Source organism: Phyllobacterium sp. SL163, assembly GCF_049896885.1.
Classification (GTDB): domain Bacteria; phylum Pseudomonadota; class Alphaproteobacteria; order Rhizobiales; family Rhizobiaceae; genus Phyllobacterium; species Phyllobacterium calauticae.
Genome location: NZ_JAFCVE010000006.1, coordinates 359,559 through 373,273 on the forward strand (window position 1 = coordinate 359,559; position 13,715 = coordinate 373,273).

Sequence of the window (13,715 nt, forward strand, 5' to 3'; positions counted from 1 at the left end):
CTATCCTTGGAAGATGTAAGCGCCAGCACATCTTAGATGTATGATCCCTCCTCCAAAAGGATGCGGCTTTCGCTCCTGATTGGTTTTTTTCAGCACCCAGTAGGCCGATTTCAGCATCGGACAGCCGCCAAAATCCAAAGCGTTTCCCGCCATGCTTTCCTATAGGATGGTCATCGGAATATTTGGATTGAAAGTTGCACTGTAACCACGGAGGGGACTATGTCACCAACTACAGAGCGGCACCGGCCACTCAGCCACGCGCGACGACACTTTCTCGGCGTGGTGGTTTCCACAAGCGTCAAGGTCGCGGCAATCACCGGCCTGGCCACGGCCATGTCTTCCTTCCCCGCGCGGGCTATGGGACGGAAATGGTGGAGACATAGCGGCGAGCCCAGCCATAGCCCGGGCGGCAACAATCAAAACTGCTTTCTGCGGGGGACATCCATCAAGACCCCGACAGGTGAGGTTTGCATTGAAAATCTTCGGATCGGCCATATCGTTGAAACCATGAACGGCAAAGCTGCCAGCGTGAGATGGATAGGGCGCCAGGTTTACAAAAGGAACAGCCCGTCCTGGGCAGCCAGCGTGATGCCAATCCGTATTTCACGCCACGCTTTTGATCAACGAACACCCCACTCGGATCTCTACCTCTCCCCCAATCACGCGCTGTATATCGATGGCGTTCTCATCCGTGCAAAAGACCTGGTCAACGGCCTCTCCATTGCACCATCCCTTCCCGCTGACCGTCAGATCATCGAATATTTCCACATTGTGCTTGATACCCATGAGGTGATCTTCGCCGAGGGTACACCTGCGGAAACCTTCCTGCTCCGCGACAGCAATCATGAAAGCTTTACAAATTTCGCTGAATACACGCGGCTCTACCCTGCTGGTCTCTGCCCACCCATGGTGCCTTTTGCACCGATCGTTGGTTATGAGGGCGGGCGCGAGAACCTGATGGCTCTTCTGCGTCTCGGCATACCCCGTTTCATGGGCTTACGTGACCCGGTTCAGCGCGCCCGCGACAGGTTTGACCTGCGTGCACAGGAAACCGCCGGCGCAGGCCAACTGCACGACACCGCCTAAGCGCGTAGCGCCACGGCAAGAATGCGGTCATACGCAACAGGTTGAGTTTTATAAGCAGGTGTTTTCTTCCGGGAACACCTGCTTATAAACGTTAAACAATAATTTTTGGATGTTATTTGCAAAGCGTTCCCGGCACCCCGGAATGCGCTTGCCTGGCCAGAACCCATCATCTCTTTACACGGCCGCAGCGCGTTCCTCGCCCGTCCCAAAAGCTGCGATACTCTCGTGAACGCCATGCAGAGCCTTGATATGATCGGCAAGGCGCAACGCAAGCGCGACAATTGTCAATGTCGGCATATCATTGCCGCAGGTCGGGAACACCGAACTGCCGGCGACGTGCAGGTTGTGGATGCCATGCACCGTGCAGTTCTGGTCAACGACGCCCATATGCGGGTCGATATGCATCCGGGTGGTTCCCATATGATGATTGCATCCGATGATTGAAAGCTCAGGCTCTGCAGTCGACTGTTCGAGATCGACATGTCCGACGCCGGACGCTTCAAACTCATCCTTTATCAATCCCAGCATCCGTGAGTGAGTGTGTTTTTCCAGATCACCGACGCGCCAATCAAGCGCTGCCCGGTTGAGGCCCAACCTGTCCCGTTGCTCCGACAGTGTGACCCTGCTCTCCCTGTTGGGAACGGGCTCGATAACACTCTCGATCTGAAAATAATCGGACTTCGCGGCAAGCCTCAGCTTCCGATAAAGCAAGGAAGCCATCAGATTGGGGCTGCCAAGCGCAACAGTGGCAAACGTTCTCAGTTTGAAGTCGCGATAATGCCGCCACCGGACGGCATTATATATCTCGTGGAACCGCTCGGTCAGCGTACTGTCCTCGCCCGCCCGGCATGCCCGGAAATAGGTGCGGCACTGCACCAGTTGTTCATCTCGCTGCACCTGTTCCGTCAAGCCGAGATGCGCGCTTGCGCTTGTACCATCCACGGCTAGCTTGGGGTTGTGATAGGTGTAGCGGGCATCATAAAAGCGAAACGCGGCGGCATTGACCGCAGGTATCATCTGGCCGCGGCGAATACGCGGGTGCTCCATGAAATAGCGGCCGACCACATCGTGCTGATTACCAAGCCCCCGCTGATCGCGCCGTTTGGAAAGCAGGAGAAGACGCGCGTTTTCGATCCCGCCCGCGGCTAGAATGACTCTTTCCGCCCGCACGAACATCATCTTTTGCCCATATGTCGCCACATGCACGCCGGTCACGATTGATGGATCTTCAAGCGTCGCGATCTCTGTCGCATTGGCATTCAGCAACACTTTCGTCGTTTGGGCGGCGCGTAGAAACACTTCATAGTCGCGGCCAAAACGTGTCGGCGGGCTAAACTTGCTCACCATTGTCTCAAGCGAGGCGTCATTCAGCTCCAGCAGTATGGAACGGTCACCCACGAGGTGTTTGTGCCAGAACTGCGGTTCAAAACCGTGATTGTTGACCTGGACCAGGTTACTTGCGCGGGCATAGAACCGTTGCATCTCTGTCAGATCAAATGGCCAGCCGCTATTGGGAACCCAGTGCCGCGGCTCAAAATCAATGCCGATGAACGGTCGTATCCACCCGCCCCAGCAATTTGAACTGCCTCCGAATTGCCGGGTTCTGGTCGCTTGAAGGTCGTAAGGGATGCCAAGGTTTTCGCCTTGGTAAAGGGATTGCGACGCGGCGTTGAAGTTCAGTCCGCCGCCTTCGAGAACGATTGTTTCAATGCCCCGCTTCTGGAATTCGAGCGCAAGCGTAATCCCTGCAACGCCACCGCCAACGATGCATATCGCGGCATCCAGGACCGAACCCGCTGGAAGTTCTCTGGCGTCAACAAACATGGCGTGAAAGCCCGGATTGAGCAAAGCTTAAAACAATATTGAGCGATATGGCGTGTTCCATTGCCGATCGACCTCAAGCCAGAACGAGCAAGACGAAAGTTATTGCTCACAGCGACAATCCGCCGGTTGGCGGCTTGTCTGTCCCCATTGGAAATTTGAAGGCGATTATAGGGCCGGATGGCCTCGAAGCGGAATATGCTGCGACGGTTAGGACAAGTAGCCCTTTTGAGTAGCGCCCTCCCCATTCGGGTTACCGTTTACACAGCCGATTAGATAAAATCGAAAGCAACGCGTCATTTCTCTTGAGATCTGATGTGCCAAGGCATTTCCCGAAATGCGGGCTCGGACAGCCCGCAACTATGACGCGATGCAAGTTACATCGATTGCCTGCCCGAGTGCTGTGGCGCCGCCAGCAGCCTGGACAGCCAAACTTCCCAGAGCAACCCCGGCATTGAGGCAGGATTGCGGATCCAACCTGTTGAGCCAGGCATTGATGAATCCTGCATCGAATGCATCGCCTGCACCGGTCGTATCAACGACCGCGACGCTTGGAGCGACGCTGTAGAAGTAACGGCCATCCATCATCAGATGGGCGCCGCGCGCGCCGGATTTGACGACAACGATCGGAAAATCTTCAGCGAGCTTGCGCAGGCTTTCAACCGGGTCGGACAGTCCGGTGATCGCTGTCGCCTCTTCTTCGTTCGGCAGGAAGATGTCCACATCCGCGCAGTTTCCGATAAAGGCAGGATCGAAAATCAGGGTCTCATCCCAGCTGGGATCGAGAGAAACCGTCAGGCCATGCGCCTTCGCACTCCGCACCAGGTCAGGAATTTCGACGAGAGTGGCATATTCAGCGATATGAAGATGTGTCGCCTTCTCCCACGCGAGAGCCGGCAGCAACGCCGCCGGCTGCGCTGAACCGGCCCGCCGCGACAGGAACGCCCGCTCATGACTGTGATTGATCGCAACGGAGACCTGGGGACCAGCATCCGGTGCCTGCTCAAGAAAGCGCAGATCAATGCCGCTTGTCGCGAGTTGATCCAGCAGTCCCACCGACAGGGAGTCCGTACCAAGCCGAGCAAGAAGCGCCGTGGTCCTGCCCGTATGGGCCAGATAGGCCGCGACGATGAACGCGCCGCCGCCGCCGGTGATGGCCATGTTGCTGGCAAAGACTTCACGCCCGAGCACCGGCATTGTCTCAAGCCCGGTAAAAATCAGGTCACAGTAAATCCTGCCGATACTCAGAACGGCGTTCATTTCGGCTGAATTGGATTTCATAAACGGCCCAGCGACTTCTCGGTTTTTGCATCGAAGAGATAGAGTGCCGTAGGCGCGGCATAGGCAGTGACCATGCTTCCTGTCGCCGGGATCAGTTTGCCCGGTGCTGTTGCAATGACCGATTGTCCGGCGACATCGAAATGCACCAGCGTTTCGGATCCAAGCGGCTCGACCGCCGACACGACACCCTCCAGTTTGAAACTGCCCGGCGCGGCCTCCCCGATCACCAGATCGTGCGGGCGAATACCGATCAGCATGGTGCCACCGGCTTCCACAGCGACGCCCGTATCTGTCCGGCGCCCTGGAATGAGATTCATTGAGGGGCTGCCGATGAACTTTGCGGTAAACACATCCAGCGGGTTTTCGTAGATTTCCATCGGCGTTCCGGTCTGCAGGATATGGCCGTCGCGCATGACCACGATCCGGTCGGCCATGGTCATGGCTTCCACCTGATCGTGGGTGACATAGACGATGGTCGTGCCCAGCCGTTGATGCAGACGTTTGACCTCGATGCGCATTTGCGCCCGCAATTGCGCGTCAAGATTGGACAGAGGCTCGTCGAACAGGAAAGCGGAGGGATTGCGCACCATTGCACGGCCGATGGCGACGCGCTGGCGCTGTCCGCCGGACAGTGCCGAGGGACGCCGCTCGAGCAAGGCGGTCAGCCCAAGCATTTCGGCAGTCTCATCAATGCGCTTGTCCTTGTCTTCCCTCGACATTTTCGAGGTGTAAAGACCGAAGCCGATATTCTGCCGGACGGTCAGGTGCGGATAGATGGCATAGTTCTGGAACACCATGGCAATGTTGCGCTGTTTGGGTTCCCGCTCGTTGACCACATCACCACCGATACGCAGCGTGCCTCCGGAAATATCCTCGAGGCCCGCAATCATCCGCAGCGTCGTTGATTTGCCGCAGCCGGACGGACCGACGAAGACAACGAATTCGCCATCGGCGATCTCTAGGTCGATGCCGTGGACCACGTCGGTCTTGCCATAGCGCTTGACCAGGCTCTGAAGTTCAATTGTCGCCATCAGGCAGCTCCTACCAATGCTTTGAAATTGCTATCAAGTTCATGCGCCGCCCGGCTCTCGCTGGCTGCGTGATCGGCCGCCAATTTCGCGAACGCCGAAGCCCTGTCGCGATAGGACGATAATGCCTCGGCCATGGGTTCGGCGGCAGGACCGCCGAACCGGCTGCGGACACGGACAAAATAGTCCGGCGATACGATTTCCGCGAACTGATCGCGATCAACCGCCGGCTTGCGCCCGGTCGCACGTTCGAAGGCCGCCGCAAACGGCTCGAAACCGTCGGTGGGCAGATCGCCTTGTTTGGCAACGACTGCCTTGGCGACCGTGGCGGCGATTTCATGCGCTTCCCGGAACGACAGGCCTTCGCGACGCACAAGTGAATCGGCAAGTTCGGTGATGGTAATGCAGGAGCGGCGGATATTTCCGGCGACGCGCTCGGAATCGATGCGGATCGCCGACACGAAGGACGCCATGAGATCAAGAACGCGCCCGGCGGCAACAAAGGCCTCATAGCCCATCGACTGGGTTTCGCCCTCGCTGTCATTCATGTCGGTGAAGGGAGTGTTGTGCATGACGTCAAGCACGGCACGCGCCCGGCCGAATGTCTGGCTTGCCAGCAGCCGCATGTGCTCGATGGGCACCGGATTGCGCTTCTGCGGCATGATCGACGAGATTTGCACCAGCGCATTCGGGACATAGACCTGCCCCACTTCAAAGCTCGTCCAGAACTGGAAATCCTGGATCAGGCGGCCAAGGTGCAGGAACAGCAATTCGATGGCACTGTAAGTGGAGGTGATATAGTCGACCCCGGCAATACAGCTGTAGGAATTGCGCAAGGGAGCGGAAAAACCGAGAAGCTCCGCCACGCGGGCGCGATCGATTGCAAATCCGGAGGTGGTGATCGCGGCTGCACCCATGGGGCTGAGATCGACGATCTGCCGCGCTTCCTCGAAACGGTTCATGTCGCGTATCAGAACTTCGATGACGGCAGACAGGTAATGACCGAAGGTCGTCGGCTGGGCCGGCTGGCCATGGGTATAGGCAACGATCAGGGTTGCCTTCTCGCGCTCGGCGGCATCGATCAGGGTATCAAGCAGATGGCGCGCCTTGCCCATCAGTACATCGATGCGCGTCTTCAACCCAAGCTTGAAAAGCGTATGATCGATATCATTGCGCGAACGGGCCGTGTGGAGACGTCCTGCAATATCGGCGCCAATCCGTTGTTTCAATTCCTTCTCGATCAGGAAGAAGAAGTCCTCCACCTCCCCCGTATAGACGAGCGAGGCCGGATCGATGTCGCGGTCAATGGCTTCGAGCGCTGCCCCGATCTTGGCGGCCTGGTTACGCTCGACGATGCCGGTTTCCACCAGCATCACCAGATGGGCGCGGTCGATGCGGCGGAAGCCATCGACATGATGCGACTTGGCGCCGTCAAACAGAGGTCGCAGCACCGCTTCCTTGTAGACCGGATCGGGGAAGATACTTTTGTCCGAGAGACGCGGATCATTCAACGTCATGGCGATTATCCTTTCAGTCCGGCCAGCATCACGCCGCGCACGATGTAGCGCTGCAGCACCAGGAAAACGATGAGCGTCGGCAGCGTGGCGATGGCAGCACCCGTCATGATCAGCTCCCACTGGATCGACTGTTCGACGGCAAAGCTCGAGAGGCCGACGGGAAGCGTGTAGAGTTCCTTGCTCGTGGTCACGATCAGCGGCCAGAAGAACGCCGTCCAATTGCCAAGGAAGGTGAAAATGGCAAGAGCAGACAGCGCCGGCGTAACCAGCGGCATCGCCACCTTCCACCAGATCTGGAACTCGTTCAGCCCATCGATCCGCGCAGCTTCCAGAAAGTCGTTGGGGATGGTGTCGAAGAACTGCTTCATCAGGAAAGTCCCGAAAGCCGTCATCATGCCCGGGAACATGATGCCCCAATAGCTATCCAGCCAACCGAGCTGGCTTGACATCAGGTACCACGGAATAACCAGCATCTCGGTCGGTATCATCAGGGTCGACAGGATGGCGAGGAAGATCAGGTAGCGGCCGCGAAATTCGAACTTGGCCAGCGTGTAGCCGACAAGGCTGTCGAAGAAAACGTTGGAAAGCGTCACCGTGACGGCGACAATGCTGGAATTGAGAAACCAGCGCATGAAGCGGCCGTCCAGCAGCACCTTGGCATAGTTCTCCAATGTCGGCGCTGCAGGAATGATGCGCAGATCGTAGACCTGACCTGCCGTCTTCAGCGAGGTGGAGAACATGAACAGCAGCGGCGTGATCATGATCAGACCGCCGATCAGAAGAAGCGTCCAGACAATGATCTGCGCGGGTTTTATGTTGGCGCGGTACAATCCTGCCGGCTTCGGGAGCGTAGCACTCGTCATATCATTTATCCCTCAAGACGCGCAGCTGCAGCAATGACACCACCAGCAGGATGGAAAACAAGACAACCGTCTGTGCCGCCGCATAACCCATCTGGTAGGATGAAAAGGCTGTTTGGAAGATCATCAGCACCAGGGGCTTCGTCGAACCCAGCGGACCACCGGGATCGTTGGTGGTCATGTTGTAGACCTGGTCAAAAATCCGCAGGAAGCCGATGGAGGAAAAAACCACCAGAAAGACAGTCGTTGGTTTGAGCAGCGGCAAGGTAATGCGGCGCAGAATGGCCCACTCGCCAAGCCCATCGATACGGGCGGCTTCATAGTAGGTACCTGGAATGGCGCGCAGACCAGCCATGAAGATAATGATCTGGAAGCCAAGACCAGCCCAAATCGACGTCACCATGATGGATGGCAGCGCCTGACTGACTGATCGGATGAAGGGCTGCTGCGGCAAGCCGAAAAGCCCAAGGACATCATTGATGACACCGATCGGCGCCGGCTGATAAAACCATCGCCACACCCAGGCCATGGCGGCTGCCGTGGTCAGAAACGGCAGGAAATACAACGCCCGGATGAAGGCGTGCATGAACCGCACGCGATCGAGATAGTAAGCAATGGTGAATGCAAGGAGCAGGCTGATCGGCGTGCCGATCAGAAGATAGGTGAAGGTATTGCGGAAGACTTTCCAGAACTGCGGATCGGTGAACAACCGCTCGTAATTGCCCAGACCGATGAACACCGGAGGCCGCATCAGATCCCAATCGGTCAGCGACAGCCAGAAGGCTTGCAGCGTCGGATAGAAACGGATGACGCTATAGAACAGGATGGGCAGGGCGAGAAACGACCAAACCCAGATCAGCCGCTTGGTTTTCATGGACAGCCGGTCCCACACGGGCCCGGTGGGGCGGCTTGCGACCGCCCCTTCCGTATTGACAGGTGTGGAGACCATTGGACGGTGCCCTTACTTCTTGGCAGAATCGATGATTGCCTGTTCGGCGGTTGCCGCCTGGGCAATCGAGGCTTCCGGCGACTGTCCTTCCAGAAGAACACGGTTGGTCATGTCCATAGCCGTCTGGCGCTGCGCGGCCTCGTCGACGAATTGCGTGGTATGCGCATATTCAAGACCCTTGAGGAACGGGCCAAAGATCGGATCGGCAAGATTGGCTTCCGTCAGGGCGGCGGAACGGCGCGCGGGCAACTCGCCCACCGTCTTCAGCCAGATGTCCATGGCTTCCGGTGACGAGATATAGGCCAGGAACTTCTTCGACGCTTCGAGTTTTTCGCCGCTGACACGCGCGCCGATACCGTTGGCGAAATAGCTCGCATAGTTGGACCGCACGCCTTCCGCGTTGGCAGGCAGTTCGGTGACCCCCCACTCGAAGGTGTTGATCGTCTTGAAGGAGCCGAGACGGAACGTCCCGTCGATGGTCATGGCCGCCATGCCTGCGCGAAATGCCGCCTGACCTTCGTCCATGAAGCCGACCTGGCCGATCTTCTTCTCCGTCTGCAGGCTGGTGTAGAACTTCAGGGCCTTGATGCCGGCGTCACTGTTGTATGTGACCTTGGTATTGTCGGCCGAATAGGGTTCGCCGCCATATTGCCGGATGAGAATTTCACGCCACCACTGGTGATCCTGCCCTGCCATATCCAGCGTGGTGCCGGCGACGACAAGATTTCCAGCCGCATCGCGCTTGGTTGTCGCAACGCCCGCTGCAACAAAATCGTCCAGCGTCTTCGGCGGATTTTCAATGCCTGCTTCTTTCAGCAATTTCTTGTTGTAGAACAGCGCTAGCGAGCGGACAGCCGTCGGCAGACCATAGTAATCATTGCCCCTCTTCATCGCTGTCACGATGGGAAAGAAATCGCTTTCAATCTTGTCGTGCGGAAACGTGTCGGCCGGCAGCGGCTGCAGCAGCTTGCCCGCAACAAACTTGTCGAGCCATCCGTAAAACAGCTGCATGACATCCGGACCCTTGCCGCCCATATTGGCTGCAACGATGCGTGTCTGGTAATCGGCATAGGGGAAGGTCGTCTGCTTGACCGTGATGCCGGGATTGGCCTTCTCGAAATTGGCAATCAGCTGATCCATTGCCTTGACGCGGGTTTCGTACACATACTGCCAATATTCGATCTCGACCGCCTGCGCCGTGCTTGCGGCAAACGAGGCGACTCCGGCAAGCAGACCGGCCAATAGAATTCCTTTACGCATATAAACCTCCTGTGCCCTGCCATATCCATCATCGGATGCAGAGCTTCCTTGTTCCCCAGGCATCGGCGATGCCCATGACCTCATCCCACCGCATGGCAATGTTTCTGCTGCAGCAACCGCGAACGTTGTCGCGGCTTACTTATAAGCTTCACCGTCAGCGATGATTTGTCAATAACATACTTTACTTGAATTATTGTATTGCGTCAGAACGCCTCTTGGAGGTATCGGTAAAAGACTGGAATCGAAGGTTTGCGATATGACCCGACAGATGAGCGGTACGCATCAGATTGCCATCGGCAAAAACCCCGAGCGCAGCCGGCATCACAACCGGCGCGTTGTGCTGGATGTCGTGCGCATTCATGGCTCGCTGGGACGCATGCACATCGCCAAGCTCACCCAGCTGACCGCCCAGGCGGTGGCCAATATCGTTGATGAACTGGTAAGCGACAACCTGCTGATGGAAGTCGGACGCCTGCGGTCCGGCCGTGGCCAGCCTCCCATACAGTTCGCAGTCAATCCCGAGGGGGCCATTACCATCGGCATCGAGATTGCCGCGGATCACATGGTGATCGTTGTTTTGGACCTCGCCGGCCAAGTGCGTTCCAAGGAAATCGTTCCCGTCAAAAACACCACGCCCGATCATTTCATTCCCCGCTTTGTCGGGGAGGTGGACAAGATTCGGGGCCTCTTCAAATCGAACCTGCTTGGTATCGGCGTGGTGATGCCCGGACCGTTTGAGATCGATGGCATGACGTCCGTTGGCCCAACCACCCTTCCCGGTTGGGGAGCGATTGACACTGCAAAAGTTCTATCCGAGGCGAGCGGCGAACTGGTCATCGTTGAAAACGACGCCACCGCCGCCGTGGTTGGCGAGCGGCTGTTCGGTGCCGGCCAGACGATTTCTGATTTCTGCATGATTTACTTCGGCGCCGGTATCGGCCTTGGCGTCATCCACGAGGGAACACCGTTTCGCGGTGCTTTCGGCAATGCCGGTGAAATCGGACACATCGTGGTCGCACCGCGCGGAAAACAATGCCCGTGCGGCCAGAGCGGCTGCCTCGAACTCTATGCCTCGCTGCATGCCCTGAAGGAAAAGTTGCGCGAGGCAGGCATCGCCGCCAGCGAATTTTCCGACCTTGAAGCCCTTCATACCGCCAACCATCCCGTTCTGAGAGCGTGGATTGGCGAGGCCGCAGACTATTTGAGCCCGATGGTTTCGATGCTGGAAAATATTCTTGATCCGGAAACCGTAATGCTGGGCGGAGCCATGCCAGACGCAATCATCGATGACATCATTTCCGCCATGCATCATTTGCCCGTGTCTGTGGCGAGCCGCCGTGCGCGCTCCCTCCCGCGCGTCCAGCGCGGCCAAACGGGTCAATTGACCGCCGCCCTTGGCGCCGCAGCGCTGCCGCTCTTCGAGGTCGTAACCCCCAAACTCGATACATCGCCAACAGACATAGCCCACAACACGTTATAAGCGGCAGGAGGATACCGTGCTGACGTCCCATGAGCGGATCGAACGACAAAAGTCCCGACCGGCCCTCGTCCGGCTGCACCATGCGCTGTCCCGATTGACATCGACCGTGACTGTCATGAACACCGGCGCGCATCCCGATGACGAGCAGAACGGTCTCTTGGCCATGTTCCGCTTCGGCCTGGGAATGCGGGTTGTGATCGCCTGCTCGACCCGTGGTGAAGGCGGACAGAATGCGCTTGGGCCTGAGCGCCTGGGGGCGCTCGGCGTGCTGCGATCGCGTGAGTTGGAGGAGGCGGCCCGGCAGCTCGACGCGGACGTTCATTGGCTCGGACACGGGCCGCAAGACCCGGTGCATGATTTCGGTTTTTCCAAGGACGGCGATGCGACATTTGTCCGATGGGACGAAAAGCGCATCGTCGAACGCCTGGTGCGCGCCTATCGGCAGGAGAGGCCGGATATCGTCATTCCGACATTTCTGGATGTTCCCGGACAGCACGGTCATCACCGCGCCATGACCCGCGCTGCCGAAGCGGCCATTGCCCTCGCAGCGGATGCCGAGGCTTATCCCGAACATTTTGCCGAGGGCCTGACGCCGTGGCGCGTGGCCAAGTACTACCTTCCCGCCTGGCCGGGCGGCGGCGACACCTATGATGACGAGATTCCCCCACCGGATGCAACGATTGCCATCGACGCTTCCGGTACGGAACCCGCAACGGGAGCCGCTTACGACCATATCGGCGAATGGTCACGCGCCTATCATGCCTCCCAGGGCATGGGGGTCTGGCGCGATACGCCACGGTCCTCTTGGCCGCTGCATCTGCTGCATGGTCCAAGAGGAAGCCGACACGAGCGTTCCATTCTCGAAGACATTCCGGCGACGCTCGCAGAACTCGCCAACACCGCAGATCATTCCACGAGCCAAGCGCTCGCATCGGCCCACGACGCCCTCAATGCAGCCATCCAGGCCTTTCCAAACCGCGACCGCATCACCGCGCTTCTCCAGGATGCTGCCGGCTACATCGACAGTGTCGAAACGCTGGCCTCGCCGGACTTCATGGCACGGCACGGACATCGACTGGATCGCAAGCGGCGGGAAATTCACGCGGCATTGTTTGAGACGGCCGGGATAGACGTGCGGGCGATTGCAGAACCGCAGCACCTGTCACCCGGAAGCACCGGTCGCATTACGGTGCATATGGACAATCCGTCCATCCCGCTCCCGGACGACATATCGATCACGCTGCCATCCGGCGTAGTTGTTACGCGATCGCAGGACACCGCAAGGTCCCGGTCATTCGACATCGAAGCGTCTGCAGCTGCAGCGCTGACAAACCCATATGGACGCATCTGGTCCAGCCTCGGTGGAAACGGCGTGGCTTTCGCCAATGTTACCGCCAGAATTGGCAACCGGCAGGTTCGAGGCACGTTCGATCTTGAAGAGCCATTGAGCATCGTGCCCAGGCATTCCCTGACATTCCTGCCCGAGGCCATCATCGCCAAACGCGGTGATACGATGCGCAGCTGGCAGATCGGGGTCGACGGGATGGATCCCGCGGTTGCTTTGCGCTTTGACGCGCCGCCCGGCTGGACAATGAAGCCGCAGGACGGCCAATGGTTGCTGTCTGCTCCGGAGACCCTGCCCGCCGGGATTACCCAGATCACGCCGGAGATATCCGAGCACCCAGCCATGCGCACCACGCCCATCTCCTACCCGCACACCGGACGCTCGGTATTCATCGCCCCTGAACGGCTAAGGGTGTTGACGCTGGACTTGAAGCTGCCGGAAGGCGCCAAGATCGGCTACATCGGCGGCGGCGCCGACAAGGTCGCCCTGTGGCTTCAGCGCATGGGACTGGATGTCACGGAACTCGACGCGGAGACCCTTGGCGGCGACCTCTCGTATTTTACCACCATAGTCGTCGGCATTTTCACATTCGGCCTGCGGAAAGACCTGAGCGCAGCGACATCGCGCATTCACAATTTTGTTGAAAACGGCGGTCATCTCGTCACGCTGTACCATCGTCCCAGTGACGGTTGGATTTCCAGCGTCACGCCGCCGCGCTATCTGAAAATCGGATCACCGTCACTGCGTTGGCGCGTGACCGATCCCCACGCCCCGGTAACGATATTGTCACTCCGGCACCCCCTGCTGACAGGCCCCAATATTATTGGGCCAGCCGATTGGGACGGATGGGACAAGGAACGCGGACTTTATTTCGCGTCGGATTTTGACAATGCCTATGAGCCGCTATTGTCCATGCATGATGCCAACGAACAGCCGCTGAACGGCGGGCTGATCTCGGCCCGCATCGGCAAGGGCAGGCACACCCATACCGGCCTTGTCCTGCATCATCAGCTCGACAGACTGGTGCCAGGCGCTTTCAGACTGATGGCCAATCTCGTGCAGCCAGCCTGACGAACATGAGCATAGGG

10 protein-coding genes are annotated in these 13,715 nt (G+C 58.3%); 3 read left to right on the forward strand and 7 right to left on the reverse strand.

The window, feature by feature from the left end:
- Positions 1 to 219: 219 nt before the first annotated feature.
- On the forward strand, positions 220 to 1,086 hold the full coding sequence (locus ACP7B1_RS15785) for a Hint domain-containing protein (protein ID WP_426137090.1): 867 nt from the start codon (positions 220 to 222) through the stop codon (positions 1,084 to 1,086).
- A gap of 174 nt (positions 1,087 to 1,260) precedes the next feature.
- Here the strand turns inward: ACP7B1_RS15785 and ACP7B1_RS15790 are convergent, their stop codons facing one another.
- The 7 genes from ACP7B1_RS15790 to ACP7B1_RS15820 form a co-directional block, all read right to left on the reverse strand.
- Positions 1,261 to 2,910, reverse strand: coding sequence for a GMC oxidoreductase (locus ACP7B1_RS15790; protein ID WP_426137091.1), 1,650 nt, complete (start codon positions 2,908 to 2,910; stop codon positions 1,261 to 1,263).
- A gap of 357 nt (positions 2,911 to 3,267) precedes the next feature.
- The gene (locus ACP7B1_RS15795) at positions 3,268 to 4,188 is read right to left on the reverse strand and encodes a carbohydrate kinase family protein (protein ID WP_426137092.1); all 921 of its coding nucleotides are present in this window, start codon (positions 4,186 to 4,188) and stop codon (positions 3,268 to 3,270) included.
- The gene (locus ACP7B1_RS15800; RefSeq protein WP_426137093.1) at positions 4,185 to 5,219 is read right to left on the reverse strand and encodes an ABC transporter ATP-binding protein; all 1,035 of its coding nucleotides are present in this window, start codon (positions 5,217 to 5,219) and stop codon (positions 4,185 to 4,187) included. Before ACP7B1_RS15800 ends, ACP7B1_RS15795 begins: the two co-directional genes overlap by 4 nt.
- Positions 5,219 to 6,733: an argininosuccinate lyase gene (argH, locus tag ACP7B1_RS15805; RefSeq protein ID WP_426137094.1), complete on the reverse strand. Its 1,515-nt coding sequence runs from the start codon at positions 6,731 to 6,733 to the stop codon at positions 5,219 to 5,221. The genes ACP7B1_RS15800 and argH overlap by 1 nt, the downstream gene beginning before the upstream one ends.
- A 5-nt stretch (positions 6,734 to 6,738) precedes the next feature.
- Positions 6,739 to 7,596: a carbohydrate ABC transporter permease gene (locus ACP7B1_RS15810; RefSeq protein ID WP_426137095.1), complete on the reverse strand. Its 858-nt coding sequence runs from the start codon at positions 7,594 to 7,596 to the stop codon at positions 6,739 to 6,741.
- 1 nt (position 7,597) lies between these two features.
- The gene (locus ACP7B1_RS15815) at positions 7,598 to 8,542 is read right to left on the reverse strand and encodes a carbohydrate ABC transporter permease (protein WP_223615318.1); all 945 of its coding nucleotides are present in this window, start codon (positions 8,540 to 8,542) and stop codon (positions 7,598 to 7,600) included.
- Between the two features lie 12 nt (positions 8,543 to 8,554).
- On the reverse strand, positions 8,555 to 9,802 hold the full coding sequence (locus ACP7B1_RS15820; protein ID WP_403184316.1) for an extracellular solute-binding protein: 1,248 nt from the start codon (positions 9,800 to 9,802) through the stop codon (positions 8,555 to 8,557).
- Between the two features lie 256 nt (positions 9,803 to 10,058).
- Between ACP7B1_RS15820 and ACP7B1_RS15825 the strand changes: the two genes are divergently transcribed.
- Positions 10,059 to 11,282, forward strand: coding sequence for an ROK family protein (locus ACP7B1_RS15825; protein WP_426137096.1), 1,224 nt, complete (start codon positions 10,059 to 10,061; stop codon positions 11,280 to 11,282).
- 16 nt (positions 11,283 to 11,298) lie between these two features.
- The gene (locus ACP7B1_RS15830) at positions 11,299 to 13,698 is read left to right on the forward strand and encodes a PIG-L family deacetylase (RefSeq protein WP_426137097.1); all 2,400 of its coding nucleotides are present in this window, start codon (positions 11,299 to 11,301) and stop codon (positions 13,696 to 13,698) included.
- Positions 13,699 to 13,715 lie beyond the last annotated feature (17 nt).